Source organism: Buchananella sp. 14KM1171, assembly GCF_041380365.1.
Taxonomy (GTDB): domain Bacteria; phylum Actinomycetota; class Actinomycetes; order Actinomycetales; family Actinomycetaceae; genus Buchananella; species Buchananella felis.
This window is the reverse complement of sequence record NZ_CP159981.1, coordinates 1,935,539-1,956,832: the sequence shown is the minus strand read 5'-3', so window position 1 is coordinate 1,956,832 and position 21,294 is coordinate 1,935,539. Positions and strand designations below refer to the sequence as shown.

The following is a 21,294-nucleotide window of genomic DNA, read 5'->3' as shown; positions in this document are numbered from 1 at the left end:
CGTCAGCAAATGCAAGCGGACTCAATAGTGTGGGCGGGATGAGCACTAGCGACGCTGCTAACGCCCCAATCCTCGCCACGTTGCTGAAGGATCGCATGTTTGTCCCATCGTCGTCGTTGACTTGGGACGAAGATAACAGCTTGCGACCGGTAATGGCCCCAATCCGTCAAGATTGCTCAAATCGTGCGCGGCGTTTTCTTCCTCACACTGAATTTATGGAGATTCTGCTCGAAGAATCCCACTCTCCATGTACACCGGCTTTCTAAACAGCCGGCACCTGCGAGTTTCGACGCAGCCGACCCCGCCATCTCCCCACCAACGCTGCCCCCAAAGGCGGCGGCAGCCTACGCGTCTGCGCCGCTGACGCGTAGGAGCAGCCAGAACCAGAACAGGCGGGAGCCCCAAGTAGCTGGCGCGGCTTCACAGCGGAGCCGGCATCCAAGTCTCTACTGAACGTCCAGCTCCAGCAGGTGCTCCATGGACTGCCTGCGCACCACCACGCTGGCCCGGCCCCCCTCACAAGCCACCACCACAGGCTTAGCCAACAGGTTGTAGTTGGAAGCCATCGCATAGCCGTAGGCCCCAGTGGCCGGCACCGCCAACAGGTCTCCAGTGCGCACGTCGGCCGGGAGGTCAACGTCGTGCACCACGATGTCACCACTCTCGCAGTGCTTGCCCACCACGCGGCAACGCACAGGCGCCTCACCAGAGAGCCGGTTGGCCAACGTAGCGGTGTACTGCGCCCCGTACAGGGCCGGACGGATGTTGTCGCTCATGCCGCCGTCCACGGACACGTAGCGGCGCACCCCGCCGCCCTCCAGCGTCACGTCCTTGATCGCCCCCACGCGGTACAACGTCACCGTGGTAGGACCAACCACGGAGCGGCCCGGCTCCACAGAGACGCGCGGGATAGACGTTCCCAGTTCGCCACACACCTCACGCACAGCCGTCGCGATCGCGCGCACCACCTCGATCACCGGGGTAGGGGCAGCGTCCACCCCCGTGTAGGCGATACCCACGCCGCCACCCAGGTCCACCTCCGGGGTGGCAAGACCAAGCTCCCGCTCCACCCGGGCGCGGAACTCCAGCACCACGCGCACCGCAGCCACGAAAGCCTCCGTACCCAGAATCTGGGAGCCGATGTGGTTGTGGAAGCCAAGCAGCTCCAGCTCAGGGCGGGCCGCAATAGCCGCCACCACCTCCAGGGCGGAACCGTCAGCCACGGAAACACCGAACTTCTGGTCCTCGTGGGAGGTGGCGATGTACTCGTTGCCGCCGGCGTGGATGCCGGTCTTTAGCCGCACCATCACGCGGGCAAGCGTCCCCAGGCGGCGCGCCACCGCAGCGATCTGCTCCACCTCACCCAAGCTGTCCACGAAGATACGGGCGATCCCCGCCCCCTCGCCCGCGCTCAGCGCCAGCTCGATCTCCTCATCCAGCTTGTTGTTGCCGTGCAGCCCCACCATGGCGGGGTCCGCGCCGGCCCGCAGGGCCAGCGTCAACTCCCCCAGCGAGGCGGTGTCGATCCCCATACCGGCCTGACTCACCACGCGCACCACGTCGCTACACAAGAAGGCCTTGCCGGCGTAGAAGGCATCCCCGCCCGCCATGCCGTAGCCCTCCCAAAACTCCTCCGCCATGGCGGTCGCCCACACCTGGGCACGCCCCGCCAAGTCGGCGCGATCCAGCACAAAAGCAGGGGTACCGAACTCACGCGCCAACACGCTGGCCGCCACGCCGCCGATCTCCAACTCGCCGTCGGGCCGGCGCAACGTCGTCCACGACCACAGGTCAGGGCGCTCCCACGGCTCCGGGCAAACCAGGCTCCCCACCGGCAGGCCGTCCGCCTCGCCCACCCCTGCGCTCACATGCGCTCCGGCGCGCTCACGCCCAGCAAACCTAGGCCGTTGGCCAACACGACAGTGACGGCGTCGTTCAACCACAGGCGCGCAACATGAGCGGCGGTGACCTCCTCATCGGCGCGCGGGGTGACGCGGCACTTGCCATACCAGGCGTGGTAGGCGCCAGCCAGGCTCTCCAGGTAGCGGGCCACCCGGTGAGGCTCCGTCAGCTGCGCCGCCTGCGCCACCACCTCCGGGAAACGAGCCAACTCACCCAGCAACTCCGAATCAGCCTCGGTGCTCAACTCCGCCGGGTCAAAGCCCGCCTCGCGGCTCACGCCGTGCTCGGCGGCGTTGCGGGAGACGTTGCAGGTGCGGGCGTGCGCGTACTGCACGTAATAGACCGGGTTTTCGTTGGTGGTGGAAGCCAGCAGGTCCAGGTCGATGTCGATCTGGGAGTCCATGGAGGAGCGCACCAGCGCGTAGCGGGCGGCGTCCACGCCAACGGCGTCCACCAGGTCATCCAGCGTCACGATCGTGCCGGCGCGCTTGGACATGCGCACGGCCTGCCCGCCGCTGACCAGGTTCACCAGCTGCCCAATCAGGATCTCCATGTTCTTGCCCGGCTCGTCACCAAATGCGGCGCACATCGCCATCATGCGGCCGATGTAGCCGTGGTGGTCAGCCCCCAGCAGGTAGATGGCCTTGTCCGCGCCACGCCCGCGCTTGTCCAGGTAGTAGGCCACATCGCCGGCAAAGTAGGCGGCCTGGCCGTCGGACTTGATCAGCACCCGGTCCTTGTCGTCCCCAAAGTCCGTGGTGCGCAGCCAGGTGGCGCCGTCAAGCTCAAAGATCACGCCGCGCTCGCGCAGGCGCTCGATGGCGCGGTCCACCGCGCCGGAGGAGTGCAGGGAGTCCTCGTGGAAGAACACGTCAAACTCCGCCCCGAAGGTGCGCAGGCGCTCCTTGATCTCCCCGAACATGAGCTCCACGCCGATAGCCCGGAAGACCTCCACGGCCTCCGCCTCCGGCAGCTCGCGCGGGTCGGCCTGCCCGGCCTGCTCACGCAGCGCCACCACCTGGGCGGCGATGTCCTCGATGTACTGGCCGCCGTAGCCGTCCTCCGGCGCCTCCTGGCCCATGGCGCGGGCATAGAGGGAGCGGGCAAAGCGGTCAATCTGGGCGCCGTGGTCGTTGAAGTAGTACTCGCGCGTCACCTGCGCCCCGGTGGCCTTGAACAGGCGGGCCAGGGAGTCACCCACGGCCGCCCAGCGGGCACCACCCAGGTGAACCGGGCCGGTCGGGTTAGCAGAGACATACTCCAGGTTGACGTGCAGGCCCGCACCGGTGGAGGAAGACCCGTAGCTCTCCCCCGCTGTCAAAATCGTGCGCGCCAGCTCGCCGGCCGCCCCGGAGGACAGGCGCACGTTCAGGAAGCCCGGGCCGGCGATCTCCACGGCCTCGATCCCCTCCACGGCGCGCAGCTCGTTGGCCAGCAACTCCGCCAGCTCCCGGGGGTTCATGCCGGCCCTCTTCGCCAACTGCAGTGCGGCATTCGTTGCCCAGTCACCGTGCTCTCGACTCCGGGGGCGCTCCACCTTGACCTCTTGGATCAGGGCCTCATCTAGGGCCAGCTTTCCGGCCAAGCGGAGGGAGCTAAGGGCATCGCGCACGTGCTGAGTCAGTTCTGCGGGAGTCATGGGGAAAGCCTAATACGCGCCAAATGCGTCACGCACCACGCGTTCACGGGCCAGAATTCCCATGAGATCGGGGTTTTGGCGTTTACGATTGGCCGCATGACCATTACGTCCAAGGCTGTAATTTTGGCGCGCGGGCTCGGCAAGCGCATGCGTGAGCAGGCGGAGGGAGCCCCCGTTTCGGCGGCGGCTGACGCCGGCGCCAAGGGGATGATCGAGACGGGCGGGCGCCCGTTCCTGGACTACGTGATTTCCGCCCTGGCGGACGCGGGCGTGAAGGACGTCTGCCTGGTGATCGGCCCGGAGCACAACATGTTCCGCGATTACTACGACAGCTTGGACACCCAGCGCGTGCGAATTCACTACGCCGTGCAGCAGGAGCCGCTCGGGACGGCGGACGCGGTGGCAGCGGCGGAGGAATTCGCCGGCCAGGACTCCTTCATCGTGGTCAACTCCGACAACTACTACCCGCCGGTGGCGCTGAGCGCGCTGGCCGCCGTGGACGGCGCCGGCGTGATCGGTTTTGACCGCGCCGCCCTGGTGGAGCAGTCCAACATCCCGGCCGAGCGCGTAGCCGCCTTCGCGCTGCTCGATGTGGCCGACGATTCCACGATGGTGGACATCGTGGAGAAGCCCACTGCGGAGGAGATGGAGCGCCTGGGCGCCTCCGCCCCCGCCTCCATGAATGCCTGGAAGTTCACCCCGGCTATCTTCGCGGCCTGCAAGGTGATCGAGAAGTCCGTGCGCGGCGAGTTCGAGATCACCGACGCCGTGCGCCGCGCGATCGCCGACGGCACGCCCTTCACGGTGGTGCCCGCCGCCCTGGGTGTGCTGGACATGTCCCGCCGCACCGACATCGACGCGGTGCGCGACGCCCTTGCCGACACCGAGGTGGTGCTGTGACCATCCGCCCGCTGGCCGCCCCCGCCCAAGAGGTCACCTGGGTGGTGCCGGGCCGCATCGAGGTGCTGGGCAAGCACACGGACTACGCCGGCGGTCGCTCCCTGCTGGCCGCCTCCGATGTGGGCATCCGCTTCGCCGCCAAGGCGATCGACGAGCCGGTGCTGCGGGTGCGTTCCGACGCCATCCCGGGCGAGGTGGTGGAGGTCTCCTTCACCGAGGCCCACTCCGACCGCAAGGGCCACTGGTCCGGCTACCCGGCCGCCGTGGCCGCGCGCCTGGGCGCCAACTTCCCCGACCTGGTGCGCGGCACCGAGGTGGAGATCTCCTCCACCCTGCCGCTGGCCAGCGGCATGTCCTCCTCCTCCGCGATGATCGTGGGCCTGGCCCGCGCCGTCATCGACGTCTCCGGCATCGAGTCCAGCGAGGCCTTTAGCGACAACATCTCCACCCTGGAGCAGTACGCCGCCTACCTTGCGTGCGTAGAGAACGGCCAGTCCTTTGGCTCGCTGGCCGGCCATGCAGGCGTGGGCACATTCGGTGGCTCCGAGGACCACACCGCGATGCTGTGCTGTACCGCCGGTGAGCTGTCCCAGTTCTCCTTCTGCCCCACCCGCTTCGAGCGCCGCGTGTCCTTCCCGGCCGACCACACCTTCGTGATCGCCGTCTCCGGCGTGCTGGCCGAAAAGAGCGGCAAGGCCCGCGAGCTCTACAACCGCGCCTCCCTCTCCACCCGCGAGATCGTGGGCATGTGGAACCGCGCCACCGGCCGCAAGGACATCTACTTGGCCTCCGCTGTGCGTTCCATGGACGACGCTCCCGACCGCATTCGTGATTTGCTTGGCCGCGACTCCTACCTGCGGGGCCGGTTTGAGCAGTTCCTCATCGAGTCCGAGACCCTGGTCAGGGGCGCCGGGGACGCGCTGGCAGCCGGGGACCTGACGGAGTTTGGCCGTCTGGTGGACGAGTCGCAGAACTGGACCGAGGAGGGCCTGCAAAACCAGGTGCAGCAGACCGTGTACCTGCAGCGTCTGGCCCGCCGCCTGGGTGCCACCGCAGCCAGTGCCTTCGGGGCCGGTTTTGGTGGCTCTGTTTGGGCACTGGTCCCCACGGCGCAGGCCGAGTCCTTCGCGGCCGAGTGGAAGGCCGCCTACCAGGCCCGCTTCGAGGACGAGGCGCCGCGCGCCTCCACCATCATCACCCGCCCCGGCAAGGGTGTGGAGCGTGAGCACGTCGCCTGACGGACCCGCAGGCGCGAGTGCGGCCGCCCGGCGCGCCCCCTAGCTCGCAAGTGTTGCATTGGGGTACATCCGACCGATTGGGGGCACGCCCCCGAGCGGTCGGATGTACCCCGACCGCACGTTTGTAGCACCGGGGGCGTCCCGAGGCCCCGGGGCCCGGGGCCCGGCGCCCCACCCCCTAGCCACCCCACCCCTGGCCGCCCCGAGAGAGGCGCGAATGGAAAAGTCCCGGGACATCCACTAAAGGATGTCCCGGGACTTCACAGTCGTGCCCCAGAAAGGATTCGAACCTTCGACTTCTTGCTCCGGAGGCAAGCGCTCTATCCACTGAGCTACCAGGGCGCGTCCTACATTCTAGCAAGGTTTGGGCCCTGCCCGCACTCGCAAGCCTTGTCGCGCCCGCCTCACTGCCCGTGCCCCGCACCGACCGGCGCCCGGCCGGCCCCCTCAGCGCTCGCTGGAGCGCACCTGCGCGGTCAGGTCCGGGGTAAAGCTCGGCTCGTCCAGCGGAACGATGGGGCGGCGCACGTGGCGGTAGCCCAGGCGCGTCTGGTCCTGGTCCACGGCGCCCGGGCTGAGCGCCATCACCCAGTCGGAGGCCGCCTGCGCCAGGTCCGGTTCCAGGTAGCCGATCTTGACCACCACCACCTCGCAGCTGCCCAGCGGCTGCCCGGCCGCCTCGAACTGCCGCGCCGTGGCGAACTGCGTGCGCGCGGAAGTCAGGACCACCCGCACCCCGCCGCAGTCGACCACCGCGCTCGGCCCGCCGCGTTCCTCCTGGAACAGGTGGACGACGCTGCCCTCCAGCCGCACCGCCGGCTCGCCCGCCTCCAGCACCACCCGGGCCCCCAGCCCGGCTGCCTCTGCGGCCACAACCGCTGCGGGGGCGTGCAGGGAGGCGAACACGACGCGCCGCCGCCCGGCCCGCGCCAGGTAGTGGCCCAGCACTGCGGTGGAGGTGTCCGTGCCGCCGGCGCCGGGGTTATCGCCCGTGTCAGAGACGAAGAAGGGGGCGGCCACGCTCCTCAGGGAGCGCTCCACCGCCTCCTCCACCCCGGCCACGGGGCCAACGAACTCGAAGTCGGCGGCGCGCCCCCACACCCGCTCGGCCAACTGCTCGGCGGCCCGGCGCACCGCCTCCTGATCGGGCCCACAGGCCACGACTGCGGTGTGGCAGCGTTCCTCGTCCGCCCAAGGAAATCCCATCCAGAGGGCGACGTCGGCCACCCCGTCCCCACACAACTTGGGGATGGCGGCGTAGAGGGAGGCGCCGGGCTCCACGCGGGTGGAGGTCTTCTCCCCCGGCAGCAGGATCGGCACCGCCACGCGGGCGCGATACCAGGGCCGGGGCGACTCGATCAGCGCCAGCAGGTTGGTCACCGCCCGGAACCTGGTGCCCGGCTGGTCCTCGTGCGGGGCGGTGCGGTAGCAGGTCAGCAGGTCGCAGACCTCGAACAGGGCCGGCGAGACGTTGCCGTGCAGGTCCATGGAGGCGCTGATCGGCACCCCGGGGCCCACGATCCGGCGCACCCAGGCGGCGATCTGCCCCTCGGCGTCCGTCATGCCCTCCACGCTCATCGCGCCGTGGATGTCCAGCAGCACTCCGTCCAGGCCGCCGGCCACGGCGGCGCGCAGCAGGCGCTCGTACTCCTCCCACCAGGCGGCAAAGAACTCCGCGCTCACGACCCCGCCCGGCAGGGCCCGGGCGTGCACCAGCGGCACCCACTCCACGTCCTCCAGCAGCGGGATCACATTGGACTGCCCCGGGGCGGGCTTGCCGCGCGGCGCCTGCGGGTTGATCCACGGGTAGGCGGCTAGCAGTTCCTGGCCGCGCAGCACCGTAAAGTCCGCCCATCCCGAGCGGTAGGGCGTGTACTGCGAGGACTCGATGTGAATGCCGCCAACGGCGATGCGGCGCGGCCTGGGGGCGGCGGGAGGAACGTCGTGCACCATCCCAGCCTAGACGCCGGGCGGGATGCTCAGTCGCAGGAGCCGGGGGCGACGGCGTCGTGGTCCGCCAGGAATACCTCCGGGTCCACCACCTTGCCGTCGATGTGCACCTCGAAGTGCAGGTGCGGGCCGGTGGAAACACCCGAGTTGCCGACGCCTGCAATGTGCTGGCCGGCCGTCACCTTCTGCCCCACCTCCACGTAGACCGTGTGCGGGTAGAGGTGCAGGTAGGCGGTCTCGAAGACCTCACCCTTGTACTCGTGGCTCACCGTCATCGACGTACCGTAGGCGTCGGTGACGATCTCCTTCACCTCGCCGTCGGCGGGCGCGAAGATCGGGGTGTCGATCGGGGCGGCGTAGTCCACGCCCTCGTGGAAGGTGTAGGTGCCACGCACCGGGTGAACCCGGTAGCCGAACGGCGAGGTCAGGTCGTAGCTGGAGGGCACCATCGGGCGGAACAGCGGGGCCTCGTCGGAGTAGGCGGCGCGCAGGCCGTCGGCGGCGGTGGAGACGTTCACCGTGCAGGGCTTGACCGGGTTCTCCAGCGCCTGGCGGGCGCGAGCGCGGGTGGCGGCCTGCGGGACGGCCGCCAGCGCGGCGGTACGGCTCTCCGCCTCCTGCAGAGAGTCCAGCACCGAGCCGCCGGCGGCAACGGCGCGCTCACCCGGCTCCAGCTGAGCGGCGTTGAGCGCGGTGACCGTGGAACCCGGCAGGGAGATAGCCAGCGGGACCGAGATGGCCAGCAGGGCGGTGGCAACCGCCCCGGCGGCCGCGGCGCGCATGCCGATGCGGCGGCGCTTGGCGCTGCCCCCGTCTGCGTGACGGGCACGCTCCACGGCCATCTGCAGCGAGGCCGCAGCGGACTGCTCGGCGGGCGCGGACAAGGCAGAGGTGGGCGAGGCGGAGGTGGGCAAGGCGGGCGCGGCCGCAGACATGGCGGGCGCGGGCCGCTCGGCGGGCGCGGGCTGCGCTGCGGTGGGCCGCTCAACCGGCGCCTGGGTGCGCAGGGAGCGACGCGAGGGCAGCGGGGAAACCAAGGGCGCTTCTTCCTGCAGCGGGGTTGCCGACTGCGCCGCTGCTGCGGCCTGCGCGCGCAGCTCCCGACGGCTGGGAAGACGTGAACTCACAAGGCGCCCTTCGATCGACAACGCTCAAATAGTAACGGGAAGGTAACAGCGGCACCACCGGCGCGAGCGCCCCTGTGAATGACTTACATCACGCCCCTATCGGGCACACCGGTTTAGTCCTGTTTTCCCCGCTGCATGGAGTCGCGCACCTCACCAACCAGCTCCTCCAGGATGTCCTCCAGGAACACCATTCCCACCAGCTGCTCGCCCTCCAGCACGCGGGCCAGGTGGGAACCGGAGGCCTGCATCGCGCGCAGCGCCGTCTCCACCTCGTCGTCCGCCTGCACGGCCGCGATCCGGCGCATGCGCCAGGCCGGCACGGGCTCGTCGCGCATCGCTGCGGGCACCGCGATGGCGTCCTTGATGTGCACGTAGCCCTCGAACTGACCGTCGCGCTCCAGCGGGTAGCGGGAGTAGCCGGTCTGGGCCACGGCGGCCTCCACCCCGGCCGGGCTCACCCCGGCCGGCAGCGTCACCAGCTCCTCCGGCGGCACCATCACGTCCCGGGCGCAGTGGTCTGAGAATTCGATGGCGCCGCTGAGCAGACCGCCCTCATCCACCAGCACGCCCTGGGCCTGGGAGTGCTCCACGATCGTGGCGACCTCCTCTACGGTGAACGCAGAGACCACCTCGCTCTTGGGCTCCACCTTCATGGCGCGCAGCATGGCGTTGGCGGAGTTATCCAGCAGCCGCAGCACCGGGTTGAGCATCGCCACGGCGCGCCGGATCACCGGGGCCATGGCCAGCGAGGCGCCCTCCGGGTTGGCCACGGCCAGGTTCTTCGGCACCATCTCCCCCAGCACCACGTGCAGGTAGACCACCATGGACACCGCGATCACCACGGCAACCACGTGGGCCGCGCCGCCGCCCAGGCCCACGTAGGTGAGCGGACGCTCCAACAGGTGCGCCAGGGCCGGCTCTGCGATCACGCCCAGGCCGGTGGAGCACACGGTCACGCCGAGCTGGGCGAAGGCCAGCACCATGGAGACGTTCTCCATCGCGTGCAGGGCGTCCTTGGCCCCGCGTCTGCCCTCGTCCACCAGCGGCTCGATCCGCGAGCGCCGCGCGGAGAGAATGGCGAACTCTGCCGCCACGAAGAATGCGTTTAGGGCCAGCAGGCCCAGGCCCACTAGGAGCGCGGTGGTGGTGTTCACGCCTCTGCCTCCTGCTGCTCCTCGATCTCGCGGACGGACAGGCGCACAACGCGCCGCCCGTCCATCGCCGTCACCTGGAGCCTGACGCGGGCCACCTCTACGACGTCGCCCACCGCCGGGATCCGGCCCAGCCGCTCCATGACCAGGCCGGCCAGGGTCTCGTAGGGGCCGTCGTCGGGCACCACCAGGCCGCACTCGCTGGCCAGCTCGTCCGGGCGCAGCAGCCCGGGCACCGACCACGCGCCGGAAGCGGTGCGGGCGGGCACCAGGCGGGAGCGGTCGTGCTCGTCGGCCACCTCTCCCACGATCTCCTCCACCACGTCCTCCAGGGTGACGATGCCGGAGGTGCCGCCGTATTCGTCCACCACTATCGCCAGCGGCACGCCCTTTTCCCGCAGGTCCACCAGGAGGCCGGCCAGTTCCACCGTCTCCGGCACCCGAAAGACCTCGGAGGTGAGGGAAGCGCTCAGCACCGGCACCTCGGCGCGGCGCTCGAACGGCACGGCCACGGCGCGGCGCAGGTGGGCCACGCCCAGAACGTCGTCCAGGTCCTCGCCGATGACGGGGAAGCGGGAGTTACCGGTCTGCACGGCCAGCGCCACCACGTCTGCTGCGGTGGCGTCCTTGCGCAGGCAGTGGACGCGCCCGCGGTCTGTCATCACGTCCTTGGCCGTCAGGGAGGAGATCCCGATCGAGCGGGTCAGCAGCTGGGCCGTGCCCACGTCCAGGGTGCCCTCCTCTGCGCTGCGGCGCACTAGGGCCGCCAGCTCCGGCGCGGACCTGCCGCCGCTGAGCTCCTCGACCGGCTCTACCCCGAAGCGGCGCACCACCCAGTCCGCGTGGGAGTTGAGCAGGCGGATGGCGGGGCGCAGCGCGGAGGTGAACAGCATCTGCAGCGGGGTGACCCGCCCGGCCACCGCCAGCGGGTCCGCGAGCGCCAGGTTCTTGGGTACCAGCTCGCCGAAGATCATCGACAGGCCGTTGGTGATGACGAACGCCAGCGCCAGCGCGATACCGGTGGCGGCCGCCGCGCCCATCCAGGCGCCCAGCGAGTCGGCCAGCAGGTCTCCGATCGCCACCTGGGTGGTGTAGCCCAGCAGGATCGTGGTCAGGGTGATGCCCACCTGGGAGGAGGAGAGCTCCAGGGACAGGCGCTTGAGCGCGGTCAGAATCACCGCAGCGCGCTTGTCGCCCTCGGCGGCGCGCTTTTCCACGCTCGCCTGGTCCAGGGCGACCAGCGAGAACTCGGTGGCGACGAACAGGGCGGTGCCCAGGATGAGGGGCAGCCCCAGCGCGATGAAGACGATGTTGGCGATCACGGCGTCACGTTCTGGTGACTATGCGGAGTGTCCATTGGTCCCAATTCTACGGGAGGCCCCCTGGCAAGGGGCGGCGCCTTGCTAGCTCTTGTGAGTTGAGCGGGCGCGCCTTTAGGGGGACTTTGGCGGCCTTTTACGCTCGCCGATCCGCTTGGGGCGAATTGGGCCTAAAGGCCCGGTTCGGGGAGATTTTGTGACCTCGATGGCCCTACGCTTGTTTGCGGCGTCACACTGACGCGGCGACAGATAGGGATGCAGCGTGGCAGATCTGGACTTCGGAGCAAATGGTTGGCTCATCGAGGAATTGCGGGAGCGCTTTGAGGCCGACCCGACCTCAGTAACCCCCGCCTGGCGCACCTTCTTTGAAACCGGCGCCCTCCCCTCCACCGGTGTGGACGACGCTGCCGCGCCCAGCGGGGCAAAACTGTCCGCCTTCGTTGGCGAACCGGCCGGAGCCACCGGCCCCCAGGAAGTGGACGCACCCGGCGGGGCGGCCGGCGGCAACGTCGTCCAAACGCCCCCGGGCGCGCAGGCCGGCTTCCACGACCCCGCGCCGGCCACGCACGAGGCCGAGGCGCTGGCGAACCTGCAAACCGCGCCGGCGCCCGTCCCGCTCACCCCGCCGGTCGGGCCCGCCAGCCAGGTCCCCGAGGAGGCCATCGACGGCGCCCCCACCCCCAAGGCCTCAGCCCCCGAAGGACGCGAGCCCGCCCGGTCCAGCGTGCTGCTAGACACCACGCGCTCCGACCTGCCCCCCGCTCCCCCGGTGGCGATCGCCCCGCCCTCCTCCCCCTACGCGGCCCGCCGCCTAGCGCCGGACTCCCCCATGGGCGCCCAGGCCATCGAGGAGGACACCACCACGCGCCTGCGCGGCATGGCCGCCAAGATCGTGCAAAACATGGAGGCCTCCCTGGCCGTACCCACCGCCACCTCGGTGCGCACCGTCCCAGCCAAGCTGCTCATCGAGAACCGGGCCCTCATCAACGACTACCTGGCCCGCACCCGCGGCGGCAAGATCTCATTCACCCACCTGATCGGCTACGCCATGGTGGAGGCGCTGGCCGAAATGCCGGCCATGAACGTCGCCTACGGCGAGGAGGACGGCAAGCCGGCCCTGGTGCAGTTCGCGCACGTCGCGTTCGGCCTGGCCATCGACATCGCCAAGGAAGACGGCACCCGCCAGCTCCTGGTGCCCGCCATCAAGGAAGCAGACCTGCTCACCTTCGACAAGTTCGTCGACGCCTACGAGGACGTGGTCAAGCGGGCCCGCACCGGCGCGCTCACCGCCGCCGACTTCGGTGCCACCGCCACCCTGACCAACCCCGGCGGGCTGGGCACCGTCCACTCCGTGCCGCGCCTCATGGCCGGCCAGGGCGTGATCGTGGGCGTGGGCTCCATGGACTACCCGGCCGAGTTCGCCGGCGCCTCCGCCCAGGCCCTGGCCCGGGGCGCCGTGGGCCGCACCGTCACCCTTACCTCCACCTACGACCACCGCGTCATCCAGGGCGCCGGCTCCGGCGAATTCCTGCGCCTGATCCACCAAAAGCTCATCGGCGCCGACGGCTTCTACCGCCGCGTCTTCTCCCAGCTGCGCATCCCCTACGAGGTGCTGGAGTGGGTGGCCGACGTCGAATACGACTCGGTGACCGAGAAGGACAAGCCCGCCCGCATCATCGAGCTGATCCACGCCTACCGCTCGCGCGGCCACCTGGCGGCGGACACCGACCCGCTCAGCTACCGCACCCGCCAGCACCCCGACCTGAGCCTGAAGAACTACGGCCTGACCATCTGGGACCTGGACCGCGAGTTCGCCACCGGCTCGTTCGGCAAGGCCCCCCAGATGAAGCTGCGAGACATCCTCTCCCAGCTGCGCGACACCTACACCGGCTCCATCGGCATCGAATACATGCACATCCAGGACCCGGCCCAGCGCCGCTGGATGCAGGACAAGATCGAGGGCACCCACCAGCGCCTGCCCCTGGACGTGCAAAAGCGCGCCCTGCGGATGCTGGGGCAGGCCGAGGCCTTCGAGGTGTTCTTGCAGACCAAGTTCGTGGGGCAAAAGCGCTTCTCCCTGGAGGGCGGCGAGTCCCTGATCCCGCTGCTGGACCGCCTGCTGGATGAGGCCGCCCACGAGGGCCTAGACGAGGTCGCCATCGGCATGGCCCACCGTGGCCGCCTGAACGTGCTGGCCAACATCGCCGGCAAGAGCTACGGCCAGATCTTCTCCGAATTCGAGTCCGGCGTGACCACCCTGGACGGCTCCGGTGACGTCAAGTACCACCTGGGCACCGAGGGCCACTACACCGGCACCGACGGCACCGGCACGCGCGTCTACCTGGCCGCCAACCCCTCCCACCTGGAGGCAGTCAACGGCGTCCTGGAGGGCGTGGTGCGCGCCAAGCAGGACCGCATGGGCCTGCCCGACGCCCACTTCCCCGTCATGCCGGTGCTCATCCACGGCGACTCGGCGTTCGCCGGCCAGGGCGTGGTCTACGAGACGCTCAACATGAGCCAGGTCAGCGCCTACCGCACCGGCGGCACCGTGCACATCATCGTCAACAACCAGATCGGCTTCACCACCGGCCCGCTCAACGCGCGCTCCACCAACTACTGCACGGACATGGCCAAGGGCCTGCAGGTGCCGATCTTCCACGTCAACGGTGACGACATCGAGGCGGTGGCCCGGGTGGCCCAGCTGGCCTTCGCCTACCGCAACCAGTTCCACAAGGACGTGATCATCGACCTGACCTGCTACCGCCGCCGCGGGCACAACGAGGGCGACGACCCCTCGATGACCCAGCCGGTCATGTACTCCCTGATCGACCACAAGCCGGGCGTGCGAGAGACCTTCACCAGCGCCCTGGTGGGTCGCGGAGACATGACGCAAGAGGAGGCAGCCGCGCTCCTGGACGAGTTCAACACCGAGCTGGAAAACATCCTGGCCCAGACCAAGGAGCATGGTTGGCAGCGCGGCGCCCACGACGAGCACACCGTGGCCGGCCTGGAGCGCCCCGAGTCCCAGCTGCCCGGCATGGGACAGATGATCGGCTGGACCTCCGCCGCTCCGCGCAGCGTGCTGGAGCGGATCGGGCAGGCCCACTCCCGCGTGCCGGCCGGCTTCAACCTGCACCCGAAGATGGCGCAGCTGTGCGAGCGCCGCGCCAAGATGACGCTGGAGGGCGGCATCGACTGGGGCATGGGAGAGCTGCTGGCCTTCGGTTCCCTGCTGGTGGAGGGCACGCCGGTGCGCATGAGCGGCCAGGACTGCCGGCGCGGCACCTTCGTGCAGCGTCACGCCACCTTCCACGACTACCAAAACGGGCAGGAGTGGACGCCGCTGCACTTCATCACCGAGGACCAGGCGCCGTTCTACATCTACGACTCCACCCTGAGCGAGTACGCGCCGCTGGCCTTCGAGTACGGCTACTCGGTGGAGCGCCCGGAGGCGCTGGTGCTGTGGGAGGCGCAGTTCGGTGACTTCGCCAACGGCGCCCAGACGGTGATCGACGAGTTCATCTCTTCCTCCTTCCAGAAGTGGGGGCAGCGCTCCAGCGTGGCGGTGCTGCTGCCGCACGGCTACGAGGGCCAGGGCCCGGACCACTCCTCCGCCCGCATCGAGCGCTACATGACGCTCGCCGCGGAGGAGAACATGTGGATCTGCCAGCCCTCCACGCCGGCCAACCACTTCCACATGCTGCGTTCGCAGGCCTACGCCCGCCCGCGCCGCCCGCTGATCGCGTTCACCCCGAAGCAGCTGCTGCGGTTGAAGGCCGCCCAGTCCGCCGTGGAGGAGTTCACCTCCGGCCAGTTCCGTCCCGTCATCGGCGAGGTGGACGAGCGCGTGGTGGCCGCGGCCGGAGGGGGCGGCGTGCGCCGGGTGCTGCTGTGCTCCGGGCGCATCTACTACGACCTGGCCGCCGAGCGCGCCAAGCGCGGCACCACCGACGTGGCGATCGTGCGCCTGGAGCAGCTCTACCCGCTGCCGTCTGAGGAGGTGCGTGCCGCGCTGGCCCCGTTCGGGGACGCCCCCCTGGTGTGGGTGCAGGACGAGCCCGCCAACCAGGGCCCGCTGCCCTACATGCTGCGCCACCTCACCGAGGCTTTGGGAACGCACCTGGCCTACGTCTCCCGCCCGGAGGCCGCCTCTCCGAGCGCGGGCAACATGCAGCGCCACAAGGAGGAGAACGCCGCCCTGATGGCCGCCGCCTTCGCGTGATGACGCGGCCCTGATGGGTGGGCGCGCCCCTGTTCGCTGCGGCGGGCGGGGGCGCGCGGCCGTTGCGCCGGGTGACTTAGGGGGACGACGCTGCCGCCCCGCGCCCCCTTTCCCGCGGGCCCGTTGCCCACCTGGGCGGCTCCGCCCGGCGCGCCAGGCGGACGCGCGGGGCCCCCATGGGCCAACATTGGAGACATGACTACGCGCGAGGAAACCGGGCCCGCCCTTCGTCTGTGCTTCGTGGGAGACGAGCTAGTGGGAGGCGTGGGCGACCCGCGCGCCCGCGGCTGGACCGGGCGCGTGCTCAGCCGCACCCCTCACCCCGAGCACCGGCTGGCCGCGATCCTGCCCGTGGCCGGTGAGACCACCGCCGCCCTGGCCGAGCGCTGGGAGAACGAGTGCCGACTGCACTTCTCCCCGCTCACCGACAACCGCCTGGTGATCGCGCTGGGAATCGGCGACATCAAGGCCGGCCAGTCCCTGGCCCGCACCCGCCTGAACCTGGCCAAGATCCTGGACACGGCCCAGGCCTCCCGCATCGCCCCCTTCGTGGTGGGCCCCCCGCCGCTGGCGGGCGTGCCCCAGGCCCTTATCGCCGAGCTGTCTGACACCGCCGCCCAGGTGTGCCAGCGCCGCGAGGTGCCTTACGTGGAGACCTTCACCCCGCTGCAGGGGCACAGCCAGTGGCACACGGACATCTCCTCCTCCCGCCTGGGCCTGCCCGGGCACGTCGGCTACACGCTGCTGGCCTGGCTGGTCTCCCACTGCGGCTGGTTCGAGTGGCTGGGCGTGGAGCCCACGGAGGACTGGCAGTAGCCGCACACGCCCCCACAACCCCGTGCGCGGGCAGACGAAAACGGCGGGCCCTGCTAGGACCCGCCGTTTCTTCACGCTCAGGCGTTGGGGCGCTTGCCGCCGTTCGCCGCGTTCTTCTTGCGCGCCTTGCGCTTGCGTCCACGCTTGGACATATCGAGCCTCCGATCCGCTTTAGCGGGCCAGGCCCGCAACTGCCTGCGGTATTGTTCCACATTTTTGGCCCGCCTGGCACGCCGGGGCGCGCCCGCTACTCACATTGGCTCGTGAACGTGGTCACCCGCAGGGACTGCCTGATGATGACCCGCAGTTCCTCCGGCGCGCCCTGGCAGCAGGAGCGACGCAGCAGTTCGCGCACGTGCATTTCCGCCTCGGCCAGTTCGCGGCAGTGGCCGCATTCCTCGACGTGGCGGGTCAGGGCGTCGTACAACGCCGAATCCACCTCGCGGTCCAGGTACATGAAGAGGTGCTCGATCAGTTCCTCGCAGCTAGTGCGGCCCATCTCAGTCATCGCGCCTCCTTCACGTAGTCAGCTAACGCCTTTCGCAGCTGAGATCTTCCCCGGTGGAGGCGAGACATGACCGTGCCGACCGGCGTGCCCATGATCTCGGCGATCTCCTTGTAGGAAAACCCCTCGACGTCGGCCAGGTAGACCGCCAGGCGGCGATCGGGATCCAGGTCCTGCAGGGCGCCGCGAATGACGTCGTCCCCGATCGAATCCAGCGCGTCCGCCTCCGCACTGCGCAGGCCGGTGGAGGTGTGGGAGGCCGCCTCGTAGAGCTGCCAGTCCTCCACCTCGTTGGTGGCCTCGATTGGACGACGCTGCGCCTTGCGGTAGTTAGAGATGTAGGCGTTTGTGAGGATGCGGTAGAGCCAGGCCTTGAGGTTGGTGCCCTCCTCGAAGCGGTCGAAGGCGGCGAAGGCCTTGGCGTAGGCGTCCTGCACCAGGTCCTGCGCGTCTTGCGGGTTGCGGGTCATGCGCAACGCCGCGCCGTACAGCTGATCCAGGTACGGCAACGCCTGCTCCTCGAAGCGGGCGGCGAGGTCTGATTGGGTGCTCATCGGTTCAGAGCCTAGTGGGCGGCGGGCCGGGGCGCGGCCCGACGCGGCGGATCGACGGCAGGGACACGAGCGGGCACGGCCACTGCGGCCCCGGCCGCCGCCAGGTCCCCATCTCCTCCCCTTAGGGGTGGCGCAACTCACCCAGTTGGAGTATGCAAGTACCTATGAGCCTTTTGTCTGCCCTCGCCCGTCCCCTGCTGGCAATCCCGTTCATCCTGGAAGGGATCGACGCCATCACGCGCCCGGAGCCCCACGCTGACCTGGTCCTGGAGGCTACGGAGACGATGGAGAAGAAGGCCGGCACGCCGCCGCTGACCAGGGCCGACGCGGTGCTGTTCAGCCGCGTGGGCGGGGTGGTGAGCGTGGCCGCCGCCGGTGCGTTGCTGCTGGGCAAGCGCCCGCGCACCGCCGCGTGCGTGTTGGCCGCGCTGAACGTGGCCACCGCCGTGGTGAGGTACCCGTTCTGGCGCGCGGCCACCCGCCGCGAGCGCGACGAGCACCTGGCTGGCCTGGCTCGGGCCGGGGCGGTGACGGGCGGGTTGTTGCTGGCCTCGGCTGACCGTGGCGGCGCCCCGTCGTGGAGTTGGCAGCGCGCCAACCGGCGCGAGCAGAAGCAGGCGCTCTCGGCGCTGCGCCGCGAGCTGCGGGAGAAGTACACGGCCTAGGCGGGCACTCCAGCGCGCCGGCTCCCCGCCCCAATAGAATCGGGGCCATGACGCAGGAGTTTTGGCGCGCTCCCCTGGCGGTGGGCCCGGTGGACGCTGACGTGGCCGTGCCCGGCTCGAAGTCCCTGACGGCCCGGGAGCTGCTGCTGTCCGCCCTCGCGGATGGCCCCAGCGAGCTGCGCGGCGCCCTGCTGGCGCGCGACACGCGGCTTATGACGGCGGCGCTGGAGGCGCTGGGGGCACGCATCGAGGTCCAGGAGGGCGACTTCCCGGTGATCCGGGTGGAGCCCGGGCCGTTGCGGGGCGGGGCCGTGATCGACTGCGGCCTGGCCGGCACCGTGATGCGTTTCGTCCCGGCGCTGGCGGCGCTGGCGCGGGGCACCACCCGGTTCGACGGAGACGCCCACGCCCGCCAGCGCCCCCTCGCCCCGCTGCTGGACGCCCTGGCCGGCCTGGGGGCCGGCGTGGAGAGCGCGGCCGGCTACCTGCCCATCGCCGTGACCGGCACCGGTGGCCTCACCGGTGGCGTGGTGGAGGTGGAAGCCTCCGCCTCCTCCCAGTTCCTCTCCGCCCTGCTGCTGATCGGGGCAAGCTGCGAGGACGGCCTCACGGTGGTGCCGCGCGGCCGCCTGACCTCCCGCCCGCACATCGACATGACTGTGCAGACACTGCGCGAGCGTGGCGTGCGCGTTGACGTGCTGACCGGCCCGGAGGCGGGCGTGCCGGGCGGTGGGGGTAGCGCGGGGGTGGGCGCGGCGACGTCGGCCATCCCGGAGGTGGCCTGGCGGGTCCACGCCGGCCCGATCGCGGGCAGGGTGGTCGAAATCGAGCCCGATCTTTCCAACGCGGGAGTGTTCCTGGCCCCGGCTTTGACAGTGGGCGGCCAGGTGCGGATGCGCAACTGGCCGCTTGCCACCACGCAGGCCGGCGATGCCTGGCGTGAGCTGCTGCCCCGCCTGGGCGCGCAGGTGGAGCTGCGCCCCGACACGCCCGCCACGGGCACGCTGGTGGTGCGCGGCACCGGCCGGATCGCTGGCCTGGAGGCGGACCTGGGGGCGGTGGGCGAACTCGCCCCCACCCTGGCGGCCCTGCTCACGCTGGCCTCCTCCCCCTCGCGGCTGACCGGGATCGCCCACCTGCGCGGCCACGAAACCGACCGCCTGGCGGCGCTGGTGGCGGAGATCCGCCGCCTGGGCGGGCAGGCCACCGAGCTGGCAGACGGCCTGGAGATCGCCCCACCACCGGCCGGGCGGCGGCTGGCCGGCGCGGTGCTGCACTCCTACGCCGACCACCGGATGGCAACGTTCGCGGCGATCGTCGGCACGCGAGTGGCGGGCGTGGAGCTGGACGACGTGGCCACCACCTCCAAGACCCTGCCCGACTTCGCCCGCCGCTGGGGCGCCCTGCTGGGAGAGGGCGCATGAAGAAAGAGCACGTATGAGAAGAGACATCGGCACCGACGACGCGCGGGTGCGGGTGCGCCCGCCGCGCTCCTCGCGCCCGCGCACCAAGGACCGCCCGCAGCACAAGGACGCCGTGGAGGGCTTCGTGTTCTCCGTGGACCGGGGCCGCTACGGCGTCGAACTGCCCGACTCCACCCGCGTGGTGGCGATGAAGGCGCGCGAGCTCGGCAAGGGGCGCGTGGTGGTGGGAGACACGGTGCGCGTGGTGGGAGACCTCTCCGGGCGCAAGGACACCCTGGCGCGGATCGTCGGGATCGCCGAGCGGCGCAGCGAGCTCAGGCGCAGCGCCGAGGATGGCGAGCTGGCCGGGCGCGAACGCACCGTGGTGGCCAACGCCGACCAGCTGCTGGTGGTGACCGCGCTGGCTGACCCGCCGCCGCGCGTGCGCATGATCGACCGCTACCTGGTGGCCGCCTACGACGCCGGCATGGAGCCCATCTTGGTGCTGACCAAGGCGGACCTGGCCGACCCGGCCGAGCTGCTGGCCGCCTACACGCCCCTGGGGGTGCGCGCCGTGGTCACGTCCCTGGCGCCGGGGCGGGAGTGCGACCTGAGCGAGGTCCACGAGTTGCTGGCCGGGCACGTGTCCGTGCTGGTGGGCCACTCCGGGGTGGGTAAGTCCACGCTGGTCAACGCCGTCACCGGGGCCGAGCGGGCCACCGGGCACGTCAACGACGTCACCGGGCGTGGCCGCCACACCTCCACCTCCATGGTGGCCCTGCGCGTGGAGGGCGGCTGGGTGATCGACACCCCGGGCGTGCGCTCCTTTGGCCTGGCCCACATCGACACCGACTCCATCCTGGCGGCCTTCACCGACCTGGCCGAGGTGGCCGCCGCCTGCCCGCGCGGCTGCACCCACACCGCCACCGAGCCTGACTGCGAGCTCTCCGCCGCCGCAGGGGACGCCGCGTTGGCCGCCCGGCTGGAGAGCTTCCGCCGCCTCGTGGCCGCCCGCCTGGGCGGGGAGGAGCCCGGCAGGTAGAGGCGCGCGTGGACGGCGCCGCCTAGGCCCGGGCGGCAGCGGCTAGATTGGCGCCATGGAACTGCGCTCTGACTACCTTGCCGACCTGAACCTGGCGCTGGAGATCGCCGACCGGGTGGACCGCCTGACCATGGAGCGCTTTGGCGCTGCGGACCTGGTGGTGGACTCCAAGCCGGACCTGACCCCGGTTTCGGACGCGGACAAGCGCGCCGAGCAGATCGTGCGCAGTGTGCTGGGTGAGCACCGCCCGGCGGACGCGATCCTGGGCGAGGAGTACGGCAGCCAGGGCCAGTCCGAGCGCCGCTGGATCGTGGACCCGATCGACGGCACCAAGAACTTCGTGCGCGGCGTGCCACTGTGGGCTTCCCTGATCGCGCTGGTGGACGGCGATGAGGTGGTGGTCGGCGTGGTCAGCGCCCCGGCCCTGGGGGCGCGCTGGTTCGCCGCGCGCGGGGCGGGCGCGTGGCGCGGCCCGCGCCTGGAGGGCGCCCGCCGCCTGCAGGTCTCTCGCGTGGAGCGCTTCGAGGACGCCTCGCTGGGCTACTCCTCCCTGGCGGCCTGGCGCGGCCACCCGCGCCGCGAGCAGTTCCTGGCCCTCCTGGAGGAGTGCTGGCGCACGCGCGGCTACGGCGACTTCTTCCCCTACATGATGGTGGCCGAGGGCGCGGTGGACGCCTGCGCCGAGCCCGAGCTGGAGGTCTACGACATGGCCGCCCTGGTGCCGATCGTGGTCGAGGCCGGCGGCCGCTTCACCAACCTGCGCGGCGTGGATGGCCCCTTCGGCGGCAACGCGGCGGCGAGCAACGGGCTGCTGCACGAGGCCCTCCTGGAGCGGCTGGGCGAATAGGCGGTCTGCACCGT

At 70.6% G+C, this 21,294-nt stretch carries 17 protein-coding genes and 1 tRNA gene; 8 read left to right on the top strand and 10 right to left on the bottom strand.

The window, feature by feature from the left end; all coding sequences use genetic code 11:
* Positions 1–446 precede the first annotated feature (446 nt).
* Positions 447–1,868: a diaminopimelate decarboxylase gene (lysA, locus tag ABYF38_RS07530; protein WP_371151770.1), complete on the bottom strand. Its 1,422-nt coding sequence runs from the start codon at positions 1,866–1,868 to the stop codon at positions 447–449.
* Positions 1,865–3,541: an arginine--tRNA ligase gene (argS, locus tag ABYF38_RS07525; RefSeq protein ID WP_371151769.1), complete on the bottom strand. Its 1,677-nt coding sequence runs from the start codon at positions 3,539–3,541 to the stop codon at positions 1,865–1,867. The genes lysA and argS overlap by 4 nt, the downstream gene beginning before the upstream one ends.
* A gap of 96 nt (positions 3,542–3,637) precedes the next feature.
* Between argS and ABYF38_RS07520 the strand changes: the two genes are divergently transcribed.
* Entirely contained in the window at positions 3,638–4,441 is an 804-nt protein-coding gene (locus ABYF38_RS07520; RefSeq protein WP_371151768.1) for a nucleotidyltransferase family protein, read from the top strand.
* Complete coding sequence (locus ABYF38_RS07515; protein WP_371151767.1) at positions 4,438–5,679, top strand: galactokinase family protein; 1,242 nt, start codon at positions 4,438–4,440, stop codon at positions 5,677–5,679. Before ABYF38_RS07520 ends, ABYF38_RS07515 begins: the two co-directional genes overlap by 4 nt.
* 269 nt (positions 5,680–5,948) lie before the next feature.
* On the opposite strand, the gene ABYF38_RS07510 is transcribed toward ABYF38_RS07515, so the two are convergent.
* The 5 genes from ABYF38_RS07510 to ABYF38_RS07490 all read right to left on the bottom strand — a co-directional run bounded on the left by ABYF38_RS07510 (position 5,949) and on the right by ABYF38_RS07490 (position 11,226).
* Positions 5,949–6,021, bottom strand: a tRNA-Arg gene (locus ABYF38_RS07510).
* A 105-nt stretch (positions 6,022–6,126) separates the two neighbouring features.
* Entirely contained in the window at positions 6,127–7,632 is a 1,506-nt protein-coding gene (locus ABYF38_RS07505) for a M81 family metallopeptidase (RefSeq protein ID WP_371151766.1), read from the bottom strand.
* Positions 7,633–7,658: 26 nt separating this feature from the next.
* Entirely contained in the window at positions 7,659–8,756 is a 1,098-nt protein-coding gene (locus tag ABYF38_RS07500) for a M23 family metallopeptidase (RefSeq protein WP_371151765.1), read from the bottom strand.
* Positions 8,757–8,869: 113 nt separating this feature from the next.
* The gene (locus ABYF38_RS07495; protein ID WP_371151764.1) at positions 8,870–9,910 is read right to left on the bottom strand and encodes a hemolysin family protein; all 1,041 of its coding nucleotides are present in this window, start codon (positions 9,908–9,910) and stop codon (positions 8,870–8,872) included.
* The gene (locus tag ABYF38_RS07490; protein ID WP_371153016.1) at positions 9,907–11,226 is read right to left on the bottom strand and encodes a hemolysin family protein; all 1,320 of its coding nucleotides are present in this window, start codon (positions 11,224–11,226) and stop codon (positions 9,907–9,909) included. Before ABYF38_RS07490 ends, ABYF38_RS07495 begins: the two co-directional genes overlap by 4 nt.
* Before the next feature lie 262 nt (positions 11,227–11,488).
* On the opposite strand from ABYF38_RS07490, the gene ABYF38_RS07485 reads away from it, so the two are divergent.
* Complete coding sequence (locus tag ABYF38_RS07485; RefSeq protein ID WP_371151763.1) at positions 11,489–15,448, top strand: multifunctional oxoglutarate decarboxylase/oxoglutarate dehydrogenase thiamine pyrophosphate-binding subunit/dihydrolipoyllysine-residue succinyltransferase subunit; 3,960 nt, start codon at positions 11,489–11,491, stop codon at positions 15,446–15,448.
* Positions 15,449–15,643: 195 nt separating this feature from the next.
* On the top strand, positions 15,644–16,264 hold the full coding sequence (locus ABYF38_RS07480) for a GDSL-type esterase/lipase family protein (RefSeq protein WP_371151762.1): 621 nt from the start codon (positions 15,644–15,646) through the stop codon (positions 16,262–16,264).
* A gap of 77 nt (positions 16,265–16,341) precedes the next feature.
* On the opposite strand, the gene ABYF38_RS07475 is transcribed toward ABYF38_RS07480, so the two are convergent.
* The 3 genes from ABYF38_RS07475 to ABYF38_RS07465 all read right to left on the bottom strand — a co-directional run bounded on the left by ABYF38_RS07475 (position 16,342) and on the right by ABYF38_RS07465 (position 17,323).
* Positions 16,342–16,416, bottom strand: coding sequence for a 50S ribosomal protein bL37 (locus ABYF38_RS07475; RefSeq protein WP_371153015.1), 75 nt, complete (start codon positions 16,414–16,416; stop codon positions 16,342–16,344).
* Positions 16,417–16,511: 95 nt separating this feature from the next.
* Positions 16,512–16,772: a mycothiol system anti-sigma-R factor gene (gene rsrA / locus ABYF38_RS07470; protein WP_371151761.1), complete on the bottom strand. Its 261-nt coding sequence runs from the start codon at positions 16,770–16,772 to the stop codon at positions 16,512–16,514.
* Positions 16,769–17,323 carry a sigma-70 family RNA polymerase sigma factor gene (locus ABYF38_RS07465; RefSeq protein WP_371151760.1) on the bottom strand — a complete coding sequence of 185 codons (555 nt, stop codon included), beginning with the start codon at positions 17,321–17,323 and terminating at the stop codon, positions 16,769–16,771. The genes rsrA and ABYF38_RS07465 overlap by 4 nt, the downstream gene beginning before the upstream one ends.
* 164 nt (positions 17,324–17,487) lie before the next feature.
* Here ABYF38_RS07465 and ABYF38_RS07460 point away from each other — a divergent pair, with 164 nt between their 5' ends.
* Genes ABYF38_RS07460 through hisN form a run of 4 tightly spaced genes read left to right on the top strand, consistent with a single transcriptional unit; the run spans position 17,488 to position 21,280 of the window.
* On the top strand, positions 17,488–17,988 hold the full coding sequence (locus tag ABYF38_RS07460; RefSeq protein ID WP_371151759.1) for a DoxX family membrane protein: 501 nt from the start codon (positions 17,488–17,490) through the stop codon (positions 17,986–17,988).
* Between the two features lie 47 nt (positions 17,989–18,035).
* Positions 18,036–19,412: a 3-phosphoshikimate 1-carboxyvinyltransferase gene (locus ABYF38_RS07455; protein WP_371151758.1), complete on the top strand. Its 1,377-nt coding sequence runs from the start codon at positions 18,036–18,038 to the stop codon at positions 19,410–19,412.
* Between the two features lie 13 nt (positions 19,413–19,425).
* Positions 19,426–20,433, top strand: a complete 1,008-nt coding sequence (gene rsgA, locus ABYF38_RS07450) for a ribosome small subunit-dependent GTPase A (RefSeq protein ID WP_371151757.1) — start codon at positions 19,426–19,428, stop codon at positions 20,431–20,433.
* A gap of 55 nt (positions 20,434–20,488) precedes the next feature.
* The gene (gene hisN, locus ABYF38_RS07445; protein ID WP_371151756.1) at positions 20,489–21,280 is read left to right on the top strand and encodes a histidinol-phosphatase; all 792 of its coding nucleotides are present in this window, start codon (positions 20,489–20,491) and stop codon (positions 21,278–21,280) included.
* Positions 21,281–21,294 lie beyond the last annotated feature (14 nt).